This window comes from Photorhabdus caribbeanensis, from assembly GCF_018448885.1.
Lineage (GTDB): Bacteria > Pseudomonadota > Gammaproteobacteria > Enterobacterales > Enterobacteriaceae > Photorhabdus > Photorhabdus caribbeanensis.
On record NZ_RCWB01000017.1, the window covers coordinates 62,168 to 85,142 of the forward strand.

Here is a 22,975-nt window from a genome sequence, read left to right on the forward strand (position 1 = left end):
GGAGTATTAAAATGACTGAAGTCATTACTTTCCCTCAGAAAACTATTACTTATCCAGAAATTAGCGTAAAAACTTTGAGTCAAGCGGTGAAAAACATCTGGCGTTTAACACACCAGCAAAAATCAGGCATTGAAATCATCCAGGAAAAAACTCTGCGCATAAGCTTATACAGTCGAGATATCGACGAAGCCGCTCGCGCCTCTGTACCTCATCTACAAACTGTTCTGAGGCAACTTCCGCCTCAAGACTATTTCCAGACCATCATCGAAATTGATGCTGCTCTGGAAAATTCCGAATTGGATGACGAGACACGCAAAACCCTGTTGGAAGCACGTTCAGAACAAGTACGCAATTTGAATAAAGATGTTAAAAACGTCATTTCCAGCTTCCACGAAGAAGCTAATATAATGACCAGCAAAATTGCTGATGTTCAGAATGTTGTTATTTTAGAACGTCTGGAAGAGCGCCTGAAAGAAGAACAGGAAAAAAAAGAAGAGCTGCAAGCCGATATTACGCAGAAAGAGCAGGATAAGGCCAAATTAATCCCAGATCGCGACAAGCTCATCGAAAGCCAAAATATTATCCGTCAATATAATCTGGCCGATATGTTTAAGGACTATATTCCCGATGTCAGTGAACTGGACAAACTGAATCTGTCTAGCCCTAAAAAAGAATTGATCAAACAAGCGATCAAACAAGGAATTGAGATCACTAAAAAGATTCTGACCAATATCTCCACCGGGCTAAAGTATGTTGAGCTAGCTGATGCCAGAATCAAATTGGATAAACAGATCGCTCAATTAACCGAAGATTGCGACGATTTAAAAACTCAGTTAAAAGGCGTAGAACAACGGATTGCCGGTATCGCTGATGTGCATCAAATCGACAAAGAACGCACTACCCTATTACTCCAGGCAACTAAACTGGAACAAGTATGGAGCATCTTTGCCAGCCAATTACAGGAGACCATAGACGATCAAACCCGTCAGCAAAGCCTGACTAAACTCATACACGATCAGCTAGGCTACCTTGACAATCTGGAATCACAATACAACGGGATTCTGCTGAAATAGATATAGCTTGTCCTCTGAATCAACAGCTTGCAATAACCCGGTAAGGATAATCTTACCGGGTTTTTATATTCCAAATAATCCGTACAACTGACTGGCTATTTAGAGAATAATTTTCGCTTGCTGTATCACATCAATCAGCGGTTGAGGCCAGATACCTAGCGCTAATACCAATAATGCGGAAACCAGAACAACGATCCCGCCGGCAGTCGATGCCCAGTTCCTTGGTGTGTCACGGTTAAGAGCCTTCGGCGCAGGCAGGTACAGACTAACCATCACTCGCAGGTAGTAATACAAACCGATAGCGCTACCCACAACCACAGCTCCCGTCAGCCACCACAGTTCCGCTTTTACACCCAACACAATGACGTAGAACTTACCAATAAAGCCAAACGTCATTGGGATCCCCGCCAGTGACAACATCATCACGGTCATCACCGCAGACAGAATCGGTTTATGCCAAAACAGGCCACGGTATGAGTAGAGGGAATCTGCATCCGGTCCTTTATATGGGCTGGACATGAGGCTAACAACGCCAAATGCGCCGATACTGCTAAACAGATAACCTGCCAGATAGATACCGACTGTTTCTTCTGAAAGCTGGTGATTCTGTACCGCCACCAGCGCCACCAGCAAATAACCCAGGTGAGCAATAGAAGAGTAACCAAGCAGACGTTTGATATTTGTCTGAGTCAGCGCCATCAAGTTACCGAACAGCATAGAGGCAATCGCAATAACGGTTAATACCGTGCGCAATGCTTCGCTATCCGCCATTGGCGCTTCAACAAACAAACGCACCACTACTGCGAAAATCGCTATCTTGCTAGCTGTCGCCAGAAAGGTAGAGACCGGAGCAGGCGCGCCCTGATAAACGTCCGGGGTCCAGAGATGGAAAGGCACCAGTGATAATTTGAAGCCAAGGCCAACAACCAGCATACCCAAGCCTGACAGTATCAAAGGTTGATAGATATAGCTGTCAGACAAGCGATGCCCCAGTGCAGCAAAAGAGAGATCGCCTGATTCCGCATATAACAACGCTATACCAAACAGCATGAAAGAAGAGGCTGCCGCAGACAGCAGCATATACTTAATAGCCGCTTCCAGAGAGCGTTTCTGGCGATATGCATAACCAATCAAACCAAACAACGGCAAAGTTAATAACTCAATACCGATAAACAATGATGCCAGGTGGTTTGCACAAGCCAGAAGAATCCCGCCCACTGTCGCAATTAGCACCAGCAAATAGAACTCTTCTTTGTTATCTGGATAATTTTCTAACCAAGAATAGGCGAAAGTCGTCGTTGCCAGGCTCGCAACCAGCACGAGACCGATATAGAGCATAGCATAGCGATCCACATGAACCAGTGGAGTGACATCCATCGCTTCTTGCTGTCCGACAAAATAGAGAGACAGCAGAGCCAGATTCAAACCTACCACGGTCAGAGTGGTGTTAATAAAGTGATCGCGTCGCCACGCAATGGACAGCATCACAACCACTACCGTCAATCCGACGATCAACAGCGGTAACAGCGCGATCAGTTGTTGAGGAGTTATTGTCATGGCGAATTACGGCCTTGTAGTTGAAATTGAAGCTGAATACCAGGTCTGGATGTTATCCATCGCTGCCGCTGAAGTATCAAGGATAGGTTGTGGGTAGAAACCCATCACCACCAGTAATATCAACAGCACCATTACAATGGATACTTCTCGCATATCCATCCGTCTTAGTGGTTCATCTGATTTTGCCTCACCGTAGTAAGCACGCTGCATCATATACAGGGCATAAACAGAGGCGAAGACCAGACCAAATACAGAAATCGTTATAATTAACGGAAATTCACTAAAACTACCAAACAGGATCATAAATTCACCGACGAAGTTACCGGTCCCCGGCATCCCCAGTGTCGCAACAGCAAAGGAGAGCGATAACGCAGGCAAGAACTGCACACGTTTCCATAAGCCGCCCATGAGATTCATATCACGGGTATGTAAGCGCTCATAAAGCTGTCCACAGAGAATAAACAGACCTGCGGCTGACAGACCATGAGCAATCATCTGAATAATTGCCCCTTGGTAAGCAAGCTGACTGCCAGAATAGATCGCGATTAACACAAACCCCATATGGGAGATACTGGTGTAAGCAATCAAGCGTTTGATATCTGTCTGGCTGAATGCCATCCATGCGCCATAGAAGATCCCGAGCACACCGAACCACATCGCAATCGGCGTGAACTCATGAGAAGCTTCCGGGAACAGTGGCAAAGCGAAACGCAACAGACCATACCCGGCGGTTTTCAGCAAGATACCCGCCAGATCAACCGAACCCGCTGTTGGCGCCTGACTGTGCGCATCAGGCAACCACCCATGTAAAGGCACAACCGGCATTTTTACAGCAAATGCAATGAAGAAACCGAGCATCAGCAAGTATTGGACGGTATGTGACATTGGTGTATTCAGCAGTTTTTGATAGCTGAATGTCCACTCGCCTGTCCCGTTATAGTGAACCAATACCAGCGCCATAATCGCAATTAACATCACCAAGCCACTCGCCTGGGTGTAAATGAAAAACTTGGTAGCCGCAGTGATACGAGTCTTACCGCCTGAGCCTCTGTGCCCCCAAAGTGCAATCAGGAAGTACATCGGTACCAACATCATTTCCCAGAAGAAGAAAAACAGGAACATGTCGATAGCGAGGAACACCCCCATCACACCACCCAAGATCCACAGCAGGTTCAAGTGGAAAAAGCCCTGATATGGCTGATTTTCCGTCCATGAACAGAGAATAGCCATCAGCCCCAGTAGTGCGGTCAACACCACCATCAGCAGTGATAAGCCATCCAAAGCAAGGTGAATACTGATACCAAAACGTGGGATCCACGGCATAAGAAATTCCTCTTGCCATTGTGGGATCCCTTGTGGATTAGCCAAGGTGTAGTCCCCCTGCAACCACAGTTGCAGAGAGAGCACCAGAGTCAACCCCATCGAGATTAACGCGATCCAACGCGGTACACGGGTACCGAAGCGTTCAGCCTGCCAACTCAACAGGCCACCGATGAAGGGCATAAGAATTAGCCAAGGTAATAGCATGGCGCAATGTATCCCTTAAATTAAACCAGTAGCAGCAGAGCTAAAACCAGCACTGCACCCAACCCCATAGAGGCAACGTACCAACGGACCTGTCCATTTTCACTCAGGCTAAGACCTTTGTTACTCCAGCGTGATAAGACCGCAGGAATATTCATCAGTGAATTTAGCGGATCGTTTCGCAATACATGCGTAATGTTCTTGAACGGCTTAACAAATACCCAGTCATAGAGAACATCAAAACCCCAAGCATTAAACCACCATACGGAGAAGAAACGCCCCGGAGCACTTCGTGCCACACCATTCACTAACTGACGTTTACCCAGATACAGTGCCATTGCCAACAAAATACCCGCTACAGCGACCACGCCAGAAACCACTTCCAGGGTCATTTTGCCTGTGTGATCCGTTGCATGGCTTCCCGGCAGCACACCCGCCAATGGCGGCACAATCAGTGCGCCCACAAAGGTGGAAAGCACCAGCAATACCAGTAACGGAAAATGATGGGTAATACCTTTGACAGGATGGGCTTTTGTTTTCGCCTCACCGTGGAATACGATGAAAATCATGCGGAAGGTATACAAGGAAGTCATAAATGCCCCCGCCAGACCAGCCAGCATTAGGTTGATATGACCATGTGACATCGCTCCCCACAGAATTTCATCTTTACTGTAGAAACCCGCAGTGACGATTGGCAACGCGGATAACGCCGCGCCGCCCACCAAAAAGCAGACATAAACCAATGGAATGGATTTACGCAATCCACCCATTTTGAAAATATTCTGCTCGTGGTGGCAGGCCAGAATGACGGAACCCGATGCCAGGAACAACAGCGCCTTAAAGAAAGCGTGAGTCATCAGGTGGAAAATTGCTGCATCCCACGCCTGAACCCCCAATGCTAAGAACATGTAGCCAATCTGGCTCATGGTTGAGTAAGCCAATACACGCTTAATATCGGTTTGCACTAACGCGGCAAAACCAGCCAACACCAGCGTGATAGCGCCGATAGTGCCAACCAGTTGCAGGATTTCCGGCGCCATCAGGAATAGGCCGTGACTGCGTGCAACCAAGTAAACCCCGGCAGTCACCATCGTTGCAGCATGAATCAGCGCGGAAACCGGCGTCGGACCGGCCATCGCATCGGCCAACCAAGTTTGCAACGGCAATTGAGCTGATTTACCTACCGCTCCCCCCAACAACATCAGGGTTGCCCAAGTAATCACCGAAGAACCCGCTTCCAGATGCTGCGGCGCCAAAATCGCCAACTCGCGGAAGTTCAACGTCCCCAGATTGTCATACAGAATGAACATGCCGATAGCCAGGAAGACGTCACCCACACGGGTAACAACAAAGGCTTTCATTGCCGCAGCGCCATTCGCCGGGTTGGTATAATAGAAGCCAATTAGCAGATAACTGCACAGCCCTACCCCTTCCCAACCGAGATACATCAGCATCATGTTATCTGCCAGAACCAATATCACCATGCTGGCAATAAACAGGTTGGTATAAGCGAAGAAACGGGAATAACCCTCTTCCCCACGCATATACCACGAGGCATACATATGGATCAGGAAACCAACGCCAGTCACCACACTCAACATGGTAAGCGATAAACCATCAAGCACCAGAGTGAATGGGATACTGAAATTGCCAACCTCCATCCAGTTCCATAAGTTCTGACTGTAAACCAGATCACCCGCACCATTCTGACTGTTAAAATCGATAGCAACCCATAAGGTCGCCAACGCAGCCAAACCAACAGAACTAATCCCGATGGTAGCTGATGTATTTTCAGACCAGCGGCCACGGGAAAATGCCAACAGCAAAAATCCCAGCAGTGGCAGCAGAATTGTTAAATAGAGTAAGTTCATCCGCGCATCTCACTGACTGTATCAATATTCAGATTCTGGCGACGACGATAGAGCTGCAATAACAGCGCCAAGCCAATACTCGCCTCTGCCGCCGCCAAGCTGATAGCCAAAATAAACATCACCTGACCATCCGGCTGGCCCCAATAGCTGCCTACCACAACAAAAGCCAAAGCCGCAGCATTAATCATCACTTCAAGCCCAATTAACATAAACAACAGATTACGGCGAATGATGAGCCCGGTCAGGCCCAACACAAATAGAATTGCCGCCAAAATCAGTCCATGTTGAAGAGGTATCATGGTTGTTCCTCCGCATTTCGGTTGCTGAGCACTTCACCTTGTTTATGCTCACGGCCTATGTGATACGCCACCACCATACCGGCAAGTAATAGCAAAGAAGCCAGTTCAACGGCCAATACATACGGGCCAAACAAACTGATACCCACTTCTTTAGCACTGATAACTTCACCCGTGATATTGTCAGCAATATCGCCATGAGAAACATTGATAATGGTATACACCAGCACAACAAGTAGCACGGCTGACAGTATCCCCGGACCAATCCAAGTCCTCGGTTTCAACCAAACACGCTCTTGTTCAACAACAGATTTGCCAAGGTTAAGCATCATCACCACGAAAACGAACAGCACCATAATGGCCCCGGCGTAGACGATGATCTCTAGCGCACCGGCAAAATAAGCGCCAAGCGAAAAAAACACCGCTGAAAGCGCCAGCAGAGAGACAATCAGATACAAAAGCGCGTGTATCGGATTGGTATGGGTAATCACCCTGATAGTTGCCAATATGGCAATCAGCCCGGCAGTATAAAACGTAAATTCCATGAATATCGCTCCTTACGGCAACAGGCTTTTAACGTCGATAGGTTTCGCTTCATTGTCGGCTTCACCTTTCGATTTGCCATCAATCGCCATACCTGTCTTACGGTAAAAGTTATAATCAGGATATTTACCCGGACCTGAAATTGTCAGGTCCTCTTTTTCATACACCAGATCCTGGCGCTTAAATTCCCCCATTTCAAAATCCGGCGTTAATTGGATCGCAGTAGTCGGGCAAGCTTCTTCACATAAGCCACAGAAAATACAACGTGAGAAGTTAACGCGGAAAAATTCTGGATACCAACGACCATCTTTATGTTCAGCTTTTTGCAGTGAGATACATCCCACCGGGCAAACCGCCGCACACAGGTTACAAGCAACACAACGCTCTTCACCGTCCGGATCGCGCGTCAGCACAATACGGCCACGGTAACGGGGCGGCAGATAAACCGGTTCCTCTGGATACATTTGGGTTTCGCGCTTATGAAAGGCGTGCAAGCCAATCATCCAAATACTGCGTACCTGGGTGGCAAAACCAACCACTAACTCTTTCAATGTCATGGTTCATTCCCCCCTTATTGAGCGTTGTACAAAATCACTGCCGCAGTCGCCAGCAGGTTAAGTAAGGTCAGCGGCAGACAGACTTTCCAGCCAAACGCCATCACCTGGTCATAACGCGGACGTGGTAAAGAGGCGCGTATCAGGATGAACATCACCATGAAGAATGCCGTTTTCAACGCAAACCAGACAAACGGCGGCAAGAACGGACCATGCCAGCCACCAAAGAACATTGTCACAATCAGGGCAGAAACCGTAACAATACCGATATATTCACCAACGAAGAACAGACCGAATTTCATACCGGAATATTCAATATGATAGCCGTCAGCCAGCTCCTGTTCTGCTTCCGGCTGGTCAAATGGATGACGGTGACACACCGCCACACCCGCGATAGCAAAAGTCAAGAAGCCAAAGAACTGAGGAATGACATTCCACATATGCTCCTGTGCATTGACGATATCCACCATATTGAAAGAATCTGCCTGAGCAACAACGCCCATAAAAGAGAGGCCAATAAACACTTCGTAACTCAGTGTCTGCGCAGAAGCACGCATTGCACCCAGTAACGAGTATTTGTTGTTACTTGACCATCCAGCAAACAGCACCGCATAGACAGCCAGACCCGCCATCATCATAAAGAACAAAATACCGATGTTCAGATCAGCAGCCATCCAAGTCGGCGTAATCGGCACAATGGCAAATGCCAGCAACAGAGACACGAAGCCAATCACCGGCGCCAAGGTAAAGATCATTCTGTCGGCAAACCGTGGCACCCAGTCCTCTTTGAAGAACATTTTGATCATGTCAGCGACGATCTGTAACGACCCACCCCAACCTACACGGTTTGGTCCATAACGGTTTTGAAACAGCCCTAGCAAACGACGTTCGCCAAAGCTCATCAATGCCCCACAGATAACCACCACTACCAGGATCACCACAGCCTTGAGAACAGCGATCAGCACATCAATAATTTCGGGGGTTAACCAACTCATTATGCAACCTCCCGCAAATTATTCACGGAAACACCGGCCAATACTGGAGGAATACCCGGCATTCCCATTGGCAAACCAATCTGCCCTTGAGCAAGATTTTCACTCAGACGAACCGCCAGACGCAGTTGCTGACCAAAACAATCAAACTCCAGAACAGAACCCGTTTTCACACCCAATTGATCCGCATCTTTGCTATTGAGCATCACATAAGGCTCCGGCATACGTTCCTGAATCACATCAGAACGCTGAGTTAACTCTTCACTACCAAACAAATGGTGGTAAGGAGCCACTGTCCATTGGTTATTTTGTGCAGTAAAGGCTGTCGGGATCTGATCAAAATAGTTCAGACCACCGTCAGTGGTTTCAATCAGACGCACACCAGGATCGCCAAAGCGCAGATGACCGCCTACCTCGGCCTGGAATTTGTTCCAAGCTTGCGGTGAGTTCCAGCCCGGCGCCCATGCAAACGGCACCTGCTGACGATAGGCATTTGGACTATTGTTGCCTTCCATTGAGAAAGCAAATGGCGAATCGACATCCTGCGGCTGACGTGGCTCATGTACGCTGAGATTAGCCAACATTGCAGTACGACCACTGTAACGGTGCGGTGAACGGGCCAGTTTCTGACCACGAATACGGAATGTGGAATCAGGCGCTGCATCAACAATGCCTTTAAGCTGCGGCATTGTTTCAACACAGGCATCAATAACATGGTCAAGCTGCGTCCAATCTAAATGGCGTTCAGTATAAGTTGCGTGCAAGGAGTGCAACCAACGCCAACTCTCCAGCATCACCACCGATTTGTCATAGAAAGAGGGTTCGAAAACTTGGAAATAACGCTGCGCCCGGCCTTCCTGATTTACCAGCGTACCGTCACTTTCTGCAAAGCTGGAAGCTGGAAGAATCAAATGGGCTTTATCCATGATGGCAGTGCGTTGATGATCAACTACAACCAAGTTTTTCAGCTTGTTCAGTGCATCATCTACCTTATCTGCCGCGGCATGCCGATAGAGATCATTTTCCATCACGATAGCCGTATCAGATTCACCACTGCTTATCCGTTGCAGCGCAACATCCAGCGGCTGAGCTTCCATCATTGCCAATCCAATACTATTCGCATAGATTGCCACAAACGACAAACCGACATCTGAACCTCGGTCTTTCAGTGCCCAGGCAACATTAGCTGCGGCTTGAATAATCGCATCACTACCGACGTTACTGCCGCTGATAATCAGTGGTTTCTTCGCGCCAATCAATGCTTGCGCCACCATTTCCACTTTAGCTTTCAGTTCGTCAGGCAAATTCTCGACTGCTGGCGCAGTGTTATCCAATGCATGAGCGATTGCAAAACCAAAACGCGCCTGATCATCAACCGGCGCTCGATAATTCCACGCGGCGATATCATCCAGACGAGTATCATCTACATTGGTAACAAACAGGGGATATTTCGCACGCTGACCAATATTCATCACCGCAGCAATTTGCCAATCAGCAACCTTCTGAGCGGCCGCCATTTCGCGGGCTTTGCCCTTCACCGCCTGACGAACCGCCAATGCCATCCGGGCGCCGGTTTGCGTTAAATCTTCACCTAAAATCAGTACCGCATCATAGCTTTCAATTTCACGCAGCGACGGTGTATAAACGCCACCCTGTTGAAGAATTTCCAACATCATATCAAGGCGTTGTTGTTCAGCCGCGGCAATCCCACTATAGAAGTTTTCCGCGCCCACCAGTTCACGCAATGCAAAGTTACTTTCCAGGCTGGCGCGTGGGGAACCGATACCGATGGCATTTTTCGCCTGACGTAAAATATCCGCCCCACCCTGCATCGCCTGTTCAGCGTTAAGCGAGATCCAATGATCACCACGCAATTGCTGTGGCTGACGAGGGCGATCTTTACGATTGACATAACCGTAACCGAAACGACCGCGGTCACACATAAAGTAGTGGTTTACTGTCCCGTTATAACGGTTCTCGATACGGCGTAATTCACCATAACGCTCTCCTGGGCTGGTGTTGCAACCAATGCTGCACTGTTGGCAAATACTTGGCGCAAACTGCATATCCCATTTGCGGTTATAACGTTCAGAGTGGGTTTTATCAGTAAATACCCCAGTTGGACAGATTTCTACCAAGTTACCGGAGAACTCACTTTCCAGCGTTCCGCTTTCAGGGCGACCAAAATAGATATTATCGTGAGCGCCATAGACACCAAAATCAGTGCCGTCGGCATAATCTTTGTAGTAACGCACACAACGATAACAGGCAATACAGCGGTTCATTTCATGAGAAATAAACGGCCCCAATTCCTGATTGTTATGAGTACGCTTAGTGAAACGGTATTTACGGAATGTATGACCGGTCATCACGGTCATATCCTGCAAGTGGCAGTTGCCCCCTTCTTCACACACCGGGCAATCGTGCGGATGGTTAGTCATCAACCACTCAACCACACTCTCACGGAACTTTTTAGCCTCTTCATCATCAATCGAGATGAAAGTGCCATCCGCTGCCGGAGTCATACAGGACATTATCAGACGACCGCGCGTATCATCCGCATTTTGATATTGCTTCACCGCACACTGGCGGCAAGCGCCAACGCTTCCAAGCGCTGGATGCCAGCAAAAATAAGGAATATCCAACCCCAAAGAGAGGCAGGCTTGTAACAGGTTATCAGCCCCGTCTACATCATATTTTTTGCCGTCTACATGTATCGTAGCCATAGTCAGCATGCTTCCAAATGACCTGCTTTTCAGCAAGTGTTAATCAAAAATTCTGCTAATTTCGTGAAGAATCCATTACCAACGCTGTTTCAACAGGTTTGACTGGATACCCGCAATGAAATGGGTGTTCCCATAGTCTTTGGTGACAATTCCAGCTTCGAATTCATCACGGAAATATTTGATGGCACTCTGTAGTGGTTCCACGGCCCCTGGTGCGTGAGCACAGAATGTATTACCTGGCCCAAGGAAGCGACAGAGCTGTTCCAACGTTTCAATATCCCCCGGTTGCCCTTCCCCACGCTCTATTGCACGCAGGATTTTCACGCTCCACGGCAACCCGTCACGGCATGGCGTACACCAGCCGCAAGATTCACGGGCAAAGAACTCTTCAAGATTCCGGGTTAAAGAAACCATATTAATTTCATGGTCAACCGCCATTGCCAAGGCAGTACCCAAGCGGCTGCCCGCTTTAGCGATATTTTCGAAATCCATTGGCAGATCCAAATGCTCAGCGGTCAGGAAATCAGTCCCCGCCCCACCTGGCTGCCATGCTTTGAATTTCAAGCCGTCACGCATACCGCCAGCATAATCTTCAAGAATTTCACGGGCAGTCGTACCAAATGGCAACTCCCACAAACCCGGGTTTTTCACCCGACCGGAGAACCCCATCAGTTTAGTGCCGGCATCTTTACTCTTGCCTGCACTCAGGCCGATATACCACTCTTTACCGTATTCGAGAATTGAAGGAACGTTGCACAAGGTTTCAACGTTGTTGACGCAAGTAGGCTTACCCCATGCGCCGGAAGTGGCTGGAAATGGCGGTTTCGAGCGAGGATTTGCTCGACGGCCTTCCAGTGAGTTAATCAGCGCGGTTTCTTCACCGCAGATATAACGCCCTGCGCCGGTATGAACAAACAACTCAAAATCAAAGCCGCTGCCCATAATGTTTTTACCCAACAAACCCGCTGCCTTAGCTTCTTCGATAGCCTTACGCAGATGCACAGCCGCTTCCACATATTCACCACGCAGGAAGATATAGCCACGATAAGCTTTCAAGGCAAAGGCGCTGATCAACATCCCTTCCACCAGCAAGTGAGGAAGTTGCTCCATCAGCAAACGATCTTTGTAGGTACCCGGCTCCATTTCATCTGCGTTACATAGCAGATAACGGATATTCATGCTTTCATCTTTGGGCATCAGGCTCCACTTCAAACCAGTAGAAAAACCTGCGCCGCCACGACCTTTCAACCCGGCGTCTTTGACCAGAGAAACCACTTCATCTGGAGACATGCTTTTCAACGCTTTTTCAGCGCCACGATAACCACTTTTACTACGGTACTCATCCAGCCATACCGGTTGTTTATCATCCCGTAAACGCCAGGTAAGAGGATGATTCTCCTCAGTCCGAATAATTTCTTTTATTCCTGAATATGCTGTCATGGATACTGCTCCAGTAACTTTTCAATCTCTTCAGGTCTGACAGAACTGTGCGTATCGTCATCGATCATCATGGTCGGGCCTTTATCACAGTTACCCAGACAACAGGTTGGCAACAGCGTAAAACGCCCATCTTTCGTCGTCTGCCCCGGACAGATATTCAGATGTTTTTCAATCGCAGCCTGGACATCCTGATAACCGGTAATATGACAAACCACGCTGTCACAATAACGAATAATATGGCGGCCCACAGGTTGACGATAAATCTGGCTGTAGAATGTTGCCACACCTTCCACATCACTAGCGGGAATACCAAGCACATCAGCAATCGCGTAAATGGCGCCATCCGGCACCCAACCACGATGTTTCTGTACAATTTTCAATGCTTCTATTGAAGCAGCGCGCGGATCTTCGTAGTGGTGTTTTTCGTGCTCAATAGCATCGTGCTCTTCGGTACTCAGCACAAAATCTGCTTTTGCCTGAGACTCTGTTACGTTAACCACATCAAGGCGCGCTTGTTGAGCACTCGCGTTAATTTCACTTTGCATAGTTAGCGATCCACATCAGACATAACAAAATCGATACTGCCCAGATACACGATCAGGTCAGAAACCAAGCTACCGCGGATTACCGATGGGATCTGCTGCAAATGCGGATAACTCGGTGTACGGACGCGGGTACGGTAACTCACAGTACTGCCGTCGCTGGTGAGGTAATAGCTGTTGATGCCTTTGGTGGCCTCAATCATTTGGAAAGATTCATTTGCCGGCATTACTGGCCCCCATGACACTTGCAAAAAGTGGTTAATCATGGTCTCAATATGCTGCAAAGTACGCTCTTTGGGTGGTGGCGTCGTCAGTGGGTGATCGGCTTTGAATGGACCTTCAGGCATATTATCCAGACACTGTTTCAAGATCCGCAAACTCTGACGCACTTCTTCCACTTTCAACATCACGCGGTCATAACAGTCGCCGTTATTACCAATCGGCACGTCGAAATCGAAATTTTCATAGCCGGAGTATGGGCGCCATTTACGCACATCAAACGCGATACCTGTTGCCCGCAAACCCGCTCCAGTGGTGCCCCACTCAAGGGCTTGTTTGGAATTATACGCGGCAACCCCGATAGAACGGCCTTTCAGGATGCTGTTTTTCAGCGCTGCTTTCACGTAGGAATCAAGACGTTTAGGCATCCAGTTCAGGAAATCGCGCAATAATCTATCCCAACCACGCGGCAAGTCATGAGCAACACCGCCAATGCGGAACCACGCCGGGTGCATACGGAAACCGGTAATCGCCTCTACCAGATCGTACACTTTCTGGCGGTCAGTAAAGGCGAAGAATACCGGCGTCATCCCGCCAACGTCCTGAATGAAAGTCGAGATGTAGAGTAGATGGCTGTTAATGCGGAACAATTCCGACAACATAACGCGGATGGTTTTTACCCGGTCAGGCACTTCAATTCCCGCCAGTTTCTCCACCGCCAGCACATAAGGCATCTCGTTAACACAACCGCCTAAGTATTCAATACGGTCTGTATAGGGAATATAACTGTGCCAAGATTGGCGCTCTCCCATCTTCTCCGCGCCACGATGGTGATAACCAATATCCGGGACACAATCGACAATCTCTTCGCCATCCAGTTGCAGAATGATACGGAATGCACCATGAGAAGAGGGATGGTTAGGACCCAGGTTAAGGAACATAAAGTCCTCATTCTCGGTGCCTCGTTTCATTCCCCACTCTTCTGGTTTGAAAGTCAGCGCTTCCATTTCCAGATCTTCTTTCTGTCTGGTCAGTTCGAAAGGATCAAATTCCGTCGCACGAGCGGGATAATCCTTCCGCAACGGATGCCCTTCCCAAGTCGGCGGCAACATAATACGACGCAGGTTTGGATGGCCGTTAAAGACAATGCCAAACATTTCCCATGTTTCACGCTCATACCAGTTGGCATTTGGGAACAGAGGAGTTGCAGTCGGGAGATTCAGGTCTTTTTCACTCAGTGCAACCTTCAACATAACATCGCGGTTACGCTCAATAGAAAGCAGGTGATAAAACACAGAAAAATCTGCCTCTGGCAGACCCTGGCGGTGAGTACGCTGGCGCTCATCCATGCCATGCAAATCAAACAGCATGACATAAGGTTTAGGCAGCTTCTTCAGGAACGTCATTACTTCCAATAATTGTTCACGCTTCACCCAAACAACCGGCATACCAGTACGGGTTGGCTGAACAGTAAAGGCATCCGGGCCAAAGTGGTTACGCAGCTCGCCCACAACCGGATCATCAAGATGGTCGTGAGTTTGCCACGCAGGCCGGGCGCTTTCTTGCGCTATCTGATCTATCATCATTTTTCACCACAACGCTTTGATCAGTGTTCGTTTTGATCAGGATTAGTATCGCAACACATTGCTCTGGTTACATTCATTAGGCTACTTTGAATCACGCCTACTGCCTAAAAGACAGATTCTAAACTTCGTCTGGCGTACGCAGATTTTTCACTGCAATACGTTCCCCGTGCTTACGTTCTCTTTCTGACTGCATATTGGCACGGTAAACCCCTTGATCTCCTACCACCCAAGACAGCGGGCGACGCTCTTTGCCGATCGATTCCTGTAACAGCAACAGAGCTTGCATATAAGCTTCAGGACGGGGAGGACAGCCAGGAATATAAACATCAACGGGGATAAACTTATCGACGCCTTGAACTACAGAGTAAATATCGTACATACCACCAGAGTTGGCGCAGGCTCCCATAGAGATAACCCATTTCGGCTCAAGCATCTGGTCATACAGGCGCTGAATAACCGGCGCCATTTTGGTAAAACAAGTTCCAGCAACCACCATAAAATCCGCCTGGCGGGGTGATGCACGTAAAACTTCAGCGCCAAAACGAGCGACATCATGAACAGCGGTAAATGATGTGGCCATTTCCACATAACAGCAGGAAAGACCAAAGTTGTAGGGCCAAAGGGAGTTTTTACGTCCCCAGTTCACCATATCATGCAGAGCATGCTCCAATTTGCCCATGTAAACACTACGATGGACATGCTGCTCCAGTGGGTCTGCGACAATTTCCTGTTTTTGCAGGGGATAACGGTCATTCTCACCGTTCGGATCTATGCGGGTGAGCGTATAATCCATCTTTAAATGCCTCGCTATTACTGCGGATGACTATTGTTAATGTTAATCACAACACTTGGTTTACTTACCTGGCGGCTTGAACGAGATGGCGTCCAATTCAGCGCCCCAATACGCACCAGATAAAACAAGCCTGCGAGTAACACCAAAATGAAAATGCTTGCTTCGATAAAGCCTAACCAGCCACTCTCTTTGATAGAAACTGACCATGCATATAAAAACAACGCTTCAACATCGAAGATGACAAAGAACATAGCGACCAGATAGAACTTGGCCGACATACGGAGACGAGCACTACCGACAGAATCAATACCGGATTCATAAGGGACATGTTTTGCCCGGGCTTTCGCTCTTCCGCCCAAGAAAAATGCCCCTAACAGCATCAAAGCACACAGACCGAAAGCACCTAAAAGAAATACCGCGAATGCCCAGTGATGGGCAAAGAGTTCAGTGGATGTTGACATACTCATTGCTTACTCATCAAAAGTGGTGTCAAAAGTGTCTGCTCTTTTGTCTGGCAGTGTTGCACCACATCGATTCAAGGGAAGGGGTAATAACCAAATCTGAAACACTGTTAATCAATGATTGATGGAGTGAATCTTCTTGGTTTTTACTCCTCTCAACAATATTTTGTCTGTTATGACAAAATTAATCTAACATTTATTTACAAACAACAAACTTAGTCTTAACGGATCGTGCTGCCACACTGCTAAAACGTGTCAGTTAACTGGCATGCGAACAGTGGCGGAAACTAGTCTAACCGATAACTCGCTTTTACTACATCATTATCTCAGGAAAAACCTGCCTTTCCACTGCTACATAGGGAGTATTTCTTTGATCAAGTACACAATTTGACAGAAAAAAATTTTACTGCTGATGATAATTCATTCAAATCTGAAGAAATTATATTTTTTATCCATTAGCGACAAGAAAAGTTCCCGTTCACTACAGAAATTCTTATTTCATCAATTCAGCGAATTATTACTTTGTTAACAATATAACAATTTGTTAACCAAATCAGGGGGTGTTAAGAAAAATGCCACCGTATATTTAATGATTACGATAACAACAAAATAAGATGAATTTAGTTGATGATTACTTATAAATATATCCAGGGAGCTAATACCTCCTTCCGTCCATAATGGAGGTATTAGCAAAGACAACTGTTTCAGATATTACTCATCAATAATATCGTCATCATCAGGAAGTTCTTCTGGAACACCCGATATCGTGTATGGCGTTTTCTTATTCTCTATAGCACTAAAAACCGTCAGAACAGATTCATTTTGTTCATTACTATGTCTATAAAGAGAGAACTGGGTTTCAGGCAAACGAGGAAGCCCTTCACTCTCCCCTAAAATACGCAGATCGGCATTTTGCATTTCCAGAGGACGGGCAGTAATACCGACTTCTGCATTCACTGCCGTGCGAACTGCCGACAGAGAAGCGGCTTCATAAGCAATCCGCCACGATACTCCCACCTCATCCAACGTATCCAATGCCAACTGGCGGAATGGATTGGTTTCATCCATCACAACCAGTGGCACAGGTTCATTTGGTTGTAGCTGAAAATCAGGGGCGCAATGCCATAATACCGGTGTTGAGCGCAGAACAGTCCTTGGATGATGACTGATCTTCGCGGTTGTGAGCGCCAAATCGATCTCATGGCTATCCAGCATACTTTCAATAAATTGAGTACGCTTTATACGGACATCTATTGCCATCCGCGGATAAACAGAAGCGATGCGATTCAACAAGAAAGGGAGCAGTGTATCCACCGTATCGTCGGATGCACCGATTCTTAGTTCGCCTTCTGCATCGCTATAGGTCAATGATGCGCTGGCATCATCGTTAGCGCGCAGAATTTGTCTTGCATAACCAAGAAGTTGAAGACCATGCTCTGTAAGAAGCTTATTACGGCCGTGGCGGGCAAACAGCTCTCTGCCTACCAACTGCTCCAAACGTTGCATTTGCTGACTTACAGCCGATTGCGTTCTGCATACTGCTGCTGCTGCTGCTGCAAAAGTATTTAAATCAGCAACAGCAACAAAAGTTCTTAGCAGATCGAGATCGAGATTCATTATCGGACGATTTGCATTTATCATTGTTTATTCATCACTTTTTTTTGATTTTAATTACTAACTAACCTGGTGTTTTTACGTAAGCACTATCAAATTAAATTAACATCGCTTAGACAGTACTCTACTCTATTAAATAGGGCAAAGATTTACTGCTGTTTTTTTACCTATTGAACCCATTGCGGGTTTTATTTTCTCCTCTTCGTTAGCAAAAGTTACTCGGATTCCTAAATAAATTGAGGACAATCCCTATTTACAACACCCTATATGTGATTTCTAGTTTGGTTATTTTGTTTTCTGACTCACGTCAAAGAATAACATAAGTTATATCAGAAAAACTAAATATAAAGTAAAAATCTACAATATCACTAATGTTTAATAATCCTATTCAGATAAATTTACAACTAGTTTCCAGAAATGATCAAAAATATTGTTCGATCTTTCTAAAATATATAGTTCTGAATTGCCAATTCAAGGCAAATCTTATACATAAGAATAAATTATACAAACACAACAATTTTTATTGACAAATTGAACTATGCTCACTTTCTCCCCAAAATGGGGTCATCAAGCCGTTATCGCATTAAAAACCCTCCATTTCCACACTAGAAAACACCTACAATTCAGATTATAAATTTGATCTTATGATTAAATTCAGAATTTAACGCTAACATAATTTGCATAAAAAGACACTCAAACAACAACTTCCCTACTAAAACAACCATTTTAACCAAATATATCAAGGCATCTTCAAAACATTCAGCGGGAAGAGTACATTAAATGTTACACGCTATGTGCCAGGCGCCCCCTTTTTTTGCCAAGATAAGGTAAGACTCTCTATGCTAGCAGTTAAAAAATCCAGCAAATTGGATAATGTTTGTTATGACATCCGCGGCCCCGTACTCAAGGAAGCGAAACGCCTTGAAGAAGAAGGTAATAAAGTCCTCAAATTAAATATTGGTAATCCAGCCCCCTTTGGTTTTGAAGCGCCAGATGAAATCTTGGTAGATGTTATCCGTAACTTACCAACCGCGCAGGGTTATTCAGATTCGAAAGGTCTGTATTCTGCACGCAAAGCTATCATGCAACATTATCAAGCCCGGAATATGATGGACGTAACCGTTGAAGATATTTATATCGGCAATGGCGTTTCTGAATTAATCGTTCAGGCAATGCAAGCATTGCTGAATACCGGTGATGAAATGCTGGTTCCTGCGCCTGATTATCCTCTCTGGACGGCGGCAGTTTCACTTTCCAGCGGCAAAGCCGTACATTATATGTGTGATGAAGGGGCAGATTGGTTTCCTGACTTAAACGATATCCGCAACAAAATTACGCCTCGTACACGTGGGATCGTGATTATTAACCCTAATAATCCAACGGGTGCTGTATATAGCAAAGAATTGCTATTGGAAGTTGTTGAAATAGCCCGTCAACACAATTTGATTATTTTTGCTGATGAGATTTACGACAAAATCTTATATGACGATGCAGAGCATCATTCAATTGCCGCACTGGCCCCTGATCTGTTAACGGTAACATTTAACGGGCTATCCAAAACATATCGGGTAGCAGGTTTTCGTCAAGGCTGGATGGTATTAAACGGCCCGAAGAAACACGCTAAGAGCTATATTGAAGGTTTAGAGATGCTGGCATCAATGCGTTTATGCGCCAATGTGCCAATGCAACACGCTATTCAAACTGCCTTAGGTGGTTATCAAAGTATCAGTGAATTCATTTTACCAGGTGGTCGTTTGTATGAGCAGCGTAACCGAGCATGGGAATTAATTAATCAAATCCCCGGCGTTTCCTGCGTAAAACCTAAAGGCGCTTTATATATGTTTCCCAAAATTGATACGAAGCGCTTTAATGTTCACGATGACCAAAAGATGGTGCTTGACCTTTTATTACAAGAGAAGGTTTTGTTAGTGCAAGGAACCGCATTTAACTGGCCGGAACCTGACCATTTCCGCATCGTGACACTGCCAAGGCTTGATGAACTGGAGATGGCAATTCAGAAATTCGCTCGATTTATTGGCAAATATCATCAGTAAAATAATCTCCGTTCACAGCAAGAGATTACTGATAACGGAGATTATTCATACATGCGTGCTATCGGTGTAGAAGAAAACCTATTTCTTCTATCCCGATAATCTAACCCGCCCGATAAATCTAACCTGCTCGATAAACCGAGTCTGCCCGTTTTTTCCTCACTGCGGAAAACCTCACCTGTCAGAGAGAAACTCTGGATAACCATTTCCATAGCTTTCTTTATTGATACCAAATGATGACTCTCGGCAAAATAAGACCAATAAATTTTCATTTTTTACCGGTAACACAAACTCATTTTTTTATTTTAGAGGGGACTCTTGCGGTGATTATATAAGGCACTAGCAAGATACAAAAGAATTAAACATTGCATTTCTTAAACTTGAGAAAAGAGAACGCCTGAATAAATAATAAGCTATTGTAAATTATATGAAATTTTTGTATATAAATTGTATATAGAATGGAATGGATAAATAAATTTCTTTTAAAAAATATATCCATTACGATTATAACATTGCCAGTTAATGGTAAATGTAAATTAACCATATACCCCCCAGCTATCCAGTTTGGATACCCATTTTAATGTGTACAAGGTAAGTAGCAGATTTCCCTATAAAACCAAGGGCTAAAAATAAGAAACGATTTTAAGGTTTACTTCACCCCACCCACCGCTCACAATAACAGCAATGTTTACTGTAAGAGATAATTATGAGCCACTTTTTTGCCCACCTCTCCCGTTTGAAATTGATTAATCGTTGGCCTCTGATGCGCAATGTACGTACGGAAAATGTGTCTGAACACAGTCTACAGGTCGCTTTTATCGCACACGCCTTAGCCATTATCAAAAACCGCAAATTTGGCGGCAATGTGAATGCTGAACGCATTGCGTTGCTGGCTATGTATCACGACGCCAGCGAAGTTATCACCGGAGATTTACCCACCCCGGTCAAATATCACAATCCACATATCGCACGGGAATACAAAAAGATAGAAAGAATCGCGCAGAAGAAATTATTGGAAATGCTGCCCGAAGAGCTGCAAGAGGATTTCCGCCCAATTCTGGATGACAGTCAGCATACAACAGAAGAAACTTTTATCATTAAGCAGGCCGATTCCCTGTGCGCTTATCTGAAATGTCTGGAAGAGTTATCGGCAGGGAACCATGAATTCAATCTGGCGAAAGCCCGGCTTGAAAAAACCCTGGCTGATCGTCACAGCCAGGAGATGGATTACTTTATGAAAGTTTTTGTACCGGGGTTCAGCTTGTCACTAGATGAAATTAGCCTTGATATTCCACATTAAAATGGAAACAACCAAGGGATGACCAACACACTTATCACCATTACCAGCAGGGTAAATGGCACGCCCAAACGGACAAAATCGGAAAACTTATAACCACCGGGGCCAAGAACCAGCGTATTCACTGGAGATGAAACCGGGGTCATAAATGCGGCGGAAGCCGCCACGCCAATAATCATAGCAAATGGCATCGGAGAAACTGCCATTTCACGGGCGGCAGCAATGGCTATCGGCGCCATTAATACCGCCGTTGCCGTATTAGAAATAAACAAACCGATTACCGCACAAAGTACAAACAGGCATACCAGCATTACTCTCGGTCCCATATCACCGGCAATATCCATCAGGCCACGAACAATCAGATCAATCCCGCCGGTTTTCTGTAATGCCAATGCAAATGGCATCATCCCGACAATCAGGATAATACTGGGCCAATGAATAGAGCGGTAAGCACTTTCCATATCAATACAGCGGAATTTTCCCATCAACAGACAAGCTATCAATGCGGCAATCACATTGGGTACTTCATCGGTAAGCATCATGGCTACCATCAGCGCCAAACTCAAAAGCGCATGTGGCGCTTGAGACGTTGCCGGGGCCACCTCTTCAATCTCAACCGGCAAATTAAGGACAATAAAATCACGCATTTTGGTTTTCAGGACACGGATCAGTTTCCAGTCGCCAATAACCAGCAAAATGTCGCCTAGTTGCAGCGGCTCATCGACCAGTTTACCCGACAACGATTGGCCATCACGTCGAATACCTACAACATTCAAGCCATAGCAGGTACGAAAACATATTTCCCGCAGCGACTTACCCAATAAATCTGACTCCGGGATCAGAGAGACTTCCGCCATCCCCACATTACGAGATTGTTCAGAGAAATACTCTCCGCGCAGCACCATCGGCTCTAATAATTGCTCACTGCAAAACTCACGCAGATCCACTTCACTGTCTGACATATCAACCAGCAACACATCCCGTGCTCTCAATTCGGTGTTGCCCATTGCACTGACCATAACACGCCGGAAACGTCGCCAACGCTCAATACCAACGACATTAGCCCCATAGCGGGCACGCAAATTTGACTCATCAAGAGAAAGACCAATCAGCGGGGAACCTGGGCGGATCGCCAGACGACGCGCGCGACCTGATAATTTATAGTCGCGGATAAGGTCACGGAAAGTGCGGCGATTCCATTTGTCATGACCTTTATCCGATTGGTTATTTCCCAACCAATGGCGAGCAATCAGCATATAACCAATACCGGCGAACAGAATCAAAATACCAATCGGAGTAATAGAGAAAAATTTGAAACCGGGAAGCCCTTCCCGTATCAACTCACTGTTAACCACCATATTGGGCGGCGTCGCTACCAATGTCATCATGCCACTGATAAGCCCGGCAAAACTCAAAGGCATCATCAACCGCCCCGGCGAAATTTTCATTCTTGCCGCCACACTAAGCACCACAGGAATAAAAATTGCGACTACCCCCGTAGAACTCATAAAAGCACCAAGCCCCGCCACCGTCATCATCAGTAACGCCAACATTTTGGTTTCGCTGTTTCCGGCAACCCTTACCAACCAGTCCCCCATTTGATAAGCAACGCCAGTCCTTACCAATCCTTCACCAATAACAAACAGGGCAGCAATCAGCAACACATTGGGATCGCTGAAACCGCTGGTCGCTTCACCAAGCGTCAACGTTCCACTCATGACAAATGCGATAATCACCAATAATGCAACAATATCCATGCGTAGTTTATTGGTGGTAAAAAGAACAATAGCTATCAACAGCAGGGTCAATACCCACAAGAGTTCGCTATTCAAAATG

Annotated in this window: 19 protein-coding genes; 3 read left to right on the top strand and 16 right to left on the bottom strand. The window is 46.3% G+C overall.

Translation table 11 applies throughout. The features are described from left to right. The first annotated feature begins 11 nt into the window (after positions 1–11). Complete coding sequence (locus tag EAE90_RS12845) at positions 12–1,073, top strand: alpha-xenorhabdolysin family binary toxin subunit B (protein WP_214053821.1); 1,062 nt, start codon at positions 12–14, stop codon at positions 1,071–1,073. A gap of 99 nt (positions 1,074–1,172) precedes the next feature. Here the strand turns inward: EAE90_RS12845 and nuoN are convergent, their stop codons facing one another. From nuoN to hexA, 14 genes are all read right to left on the bottom strand, one after another. Then, positions 1,173–2,630, bottom strand: coding sequence for an NADH-quinone oxidoreductase subunit NuoN (gene nuoN, locus EAE90_RS12850; protein WP_036811909.1), 1,458 nt, complete (start codon positions 2,628–2,630; stop codon positions 1,173–1,175). 6 nt (positions 2,631–2,636) lie between these two features. Then, positions 2,637–4,157, bottom strand: coding sequence for an NADH-quinone oxidoreductase subunit M (gene nuoM, locus EAE90_RS12855; RefSeq protein WP_214053822.1), 1,521 nt, complete (start codon positions 4,155–4,157; stop codon positions 2,637–2,639). A 20-nt stretch (positions 4,158–4,177) separates the two neighbouring features. Next, the gene (nuoL, locus tag EAE90_RS12860) at positions 4,178–6,025 is read right to left on the bottom strand and encodes an NADH-quinone oxidoreductase subunit L (protein ID WP_214053823.1); all 1,848 of its coding nucleotides are present in this window, start codon (positions 6,023–6,025) and stop codon (positions 4,178–4,180) included. Continuing rightward, on the bottom strand, positions 6,022–6,324 hold the full coding sequence (nuoK, locus tag EAE90_RS12865; protein ID WP_011147297.1) for an NADH-quinone oxidoreductase subunit NuoK: 303 nt from the start codon (positions 6,322–6,324) through the stop codon (positions 6,022–6,024). The genes nuoL and nuoK overlap by 4 nt, the downstream gene beginning before the upstream one ends. Next, positions 6,321–6,866 carry an NADH-quinone oxidoreductase subunit J gene (nuoJ, locus tag EAE90_RS12870; protein ID WP_036781359.1) on the bottom strand — a complete coding sequence of 182 codons (546 nt, stop codon included), beginning with the start codon at positions 6,864–6,866 and terminating at the stop codon, positions 6,321–6,323. Before nuoJ ends, nuoK begins: the two co-directional genes overlap by 4 nt. 12 nt (positions 6,867–6,878) lie before the next feature. Next, positions 6,879–7,421 (bottom strand): NADH-quinone oxidoreductase subunit NuoI, encoded by a 543-nt coding sequence (gene nuoI / locus EAE90_RS12875; RefSeq protein ID WP_036781362.1) that lies wholly within the window; start codon positions 7,419–7,421, stop codon positions 6,879–6,881. 14 nt (positions 7,422–7,435) lie between these two features. Next, on the bottom strand, positions 7,436–8,413 hold the full coding sequence (nuoH, locus tag EAE90_RS12880; protein ID WP_214053824.1) for an NADH-quinone oxidoreductase subunit NuoH: 978 nt from the start codon (positions 8,411–8,413) through the stop codon (positions 7,436–7,438). After that, positions 8,413–11,136, bottom strand: a complete 2,724-nt coding sequence (nuoG, locus tag EAE90_RS12885; RefSeq protein WP_214053825.1) for an NADH-quinone oxidoreductase subunit NuoG — start codon at positions 11,134–11,136, stop codon at positions 8,413–8,415. The genes nuoH and nuoG overlap by 1 nt, the downstream gene beginning before the upstream one ends. Positions 11,137–11,211: 75 nt before the next feature. Further along, positions 11,212–12,576, bottom strand: coding sequence for an NADH-quinone oxidoreductase subunit NuoF (nuoF, locus tag EAE90_RS12890; protein WP_214053826.1), 1,365 nt, complete (start codon positions 12,574–12,576; stop codon positions 11,212–11,214). Beyond that, positions 12,573–13,121 (bottom strand): NADH-quinone oxidoreductase subunit NuoE, encoded by a 549-nt coding sequence (nuoE, locus tag EAE90_RS12895; protein ID WP_011147303.1) that lies wholly within the window; start codon positions 13,119–13,121, stop codon positions 12,573–12,575. Before nuoE ends, nuoF begins: the two co-directional genes overlap by 4 nt. A 2-nt stretch (positions 13,122–13,123) precedes the next feature. Further along, positions 13,124–14,923 carry an NADH-quinone oxidoreductase subunit C/D gene (gene nuoC / locus EAE90_RS12900; RefSeq protein WP_214053827.1) on the bottom strand — a complete coding sequence of 600 codons (1,800 nt, stop codon included), beginning with the start codon at positions 14,921–14,923 and terminating at the stop codon, positions 13,124–13,126. 118 nt (positions 14,924–15,041) lie between these two features. After that, positions 15,042–15,716: a NuoB/complex I 20 kDa subunit family protein gene (locus EAE90_RS12905; protein WP_011147305.1), complete on the bottom strand. Its 675-nt coding sequence runs from the start codon at positions 15,714–15,716 to the stop codon at positions 15,042–15,044. A gap of 17 nt (positions 15,717–15,733) precedes the next feature. Further along, a complete protein-coding gene (locus EAE90_RS12910) occupies positions 15,734–16,183 on the bottom strand; it encodes an NADH-quinone oxidoreductase subunit A (RefSeq protein WP_011147306.1) in 450 nt (149 codons plus the stop codon). A 705-nt stretch (positions 16,184–16,888) separates the two neighbouring features. Beyond that, on the bottom strand, positions 16,889–17,818 hold the full coding sequence (gene hexA, locus EAE90_RS12915) for a transcriptional regulator HexA (RefSeq protein ID WP_036781377.1): 930 nt from the start codon (positions 17,816–17,818) through the stop codon (positions 16,889–16,891). 812 nt (positions 17,819–18,630) lie between these two features. On the opposite strand from hexA, the gene EAE90_RS12920 reads away from it, so the two are divergent. Then, a complete protein-coding gene (locus EAE90_RS12920; protein ID WP_214053828.1) occupies positions 18,631–19,845 on the top strand; it encodes a pyridoxal phosphate-dependent aminotransferase in 1,215 nt (404 codons plus the stop codon). Between the two features lie 41 nt (positions 19,846–19,886). On the opposite strand, the gene EAE90_RS12925 is transcribed toward EAE90_RS12920, so the two are convergent. Then, complete coding sequence (locus EAE90_RS12925) at positions 19,887–20,114, bottom strand: hypothetical protein (RefSeq protein WP_214053829.1); 228 nt, start codon at positions 20,112–20,114, stop codon at positions 19,887–19,889. 434 nt (positions 20,115–20,548) lie between these two features. Between EAE90_RS12925 and yfbR the strand changes: the two genes are divergently transcribed. Continuing rightward, complete coding sequence (gene yfbR / locus EAE90_RS12930; RefSeq protein ID WP_214053830.1) at positions 20,549–21,142, top strand: 5'-deoxynucleotidase; 594 nt, start codon at positions 20,549–20,551, stop codon at positions 21,140–21,142. Here the strand turns inward: yfbR and EAE90_RS12935 are convergent. Beyond that, a complete protein-coding gene (locus EAE90_RS12935) occupies positions 21,139–22,971 on the bottom strand; it encodes an SLC13 family permease (protein ID WP_214053831.1) in 1,833 nt (610 codons plus the stop codon). The two genes, yfbR and EAE90_RS12935, sit on opposite strands and share 4 nt — an antisense overlap. Positions 22,972–22,975 lie beyond the last annotated feature (4 nt).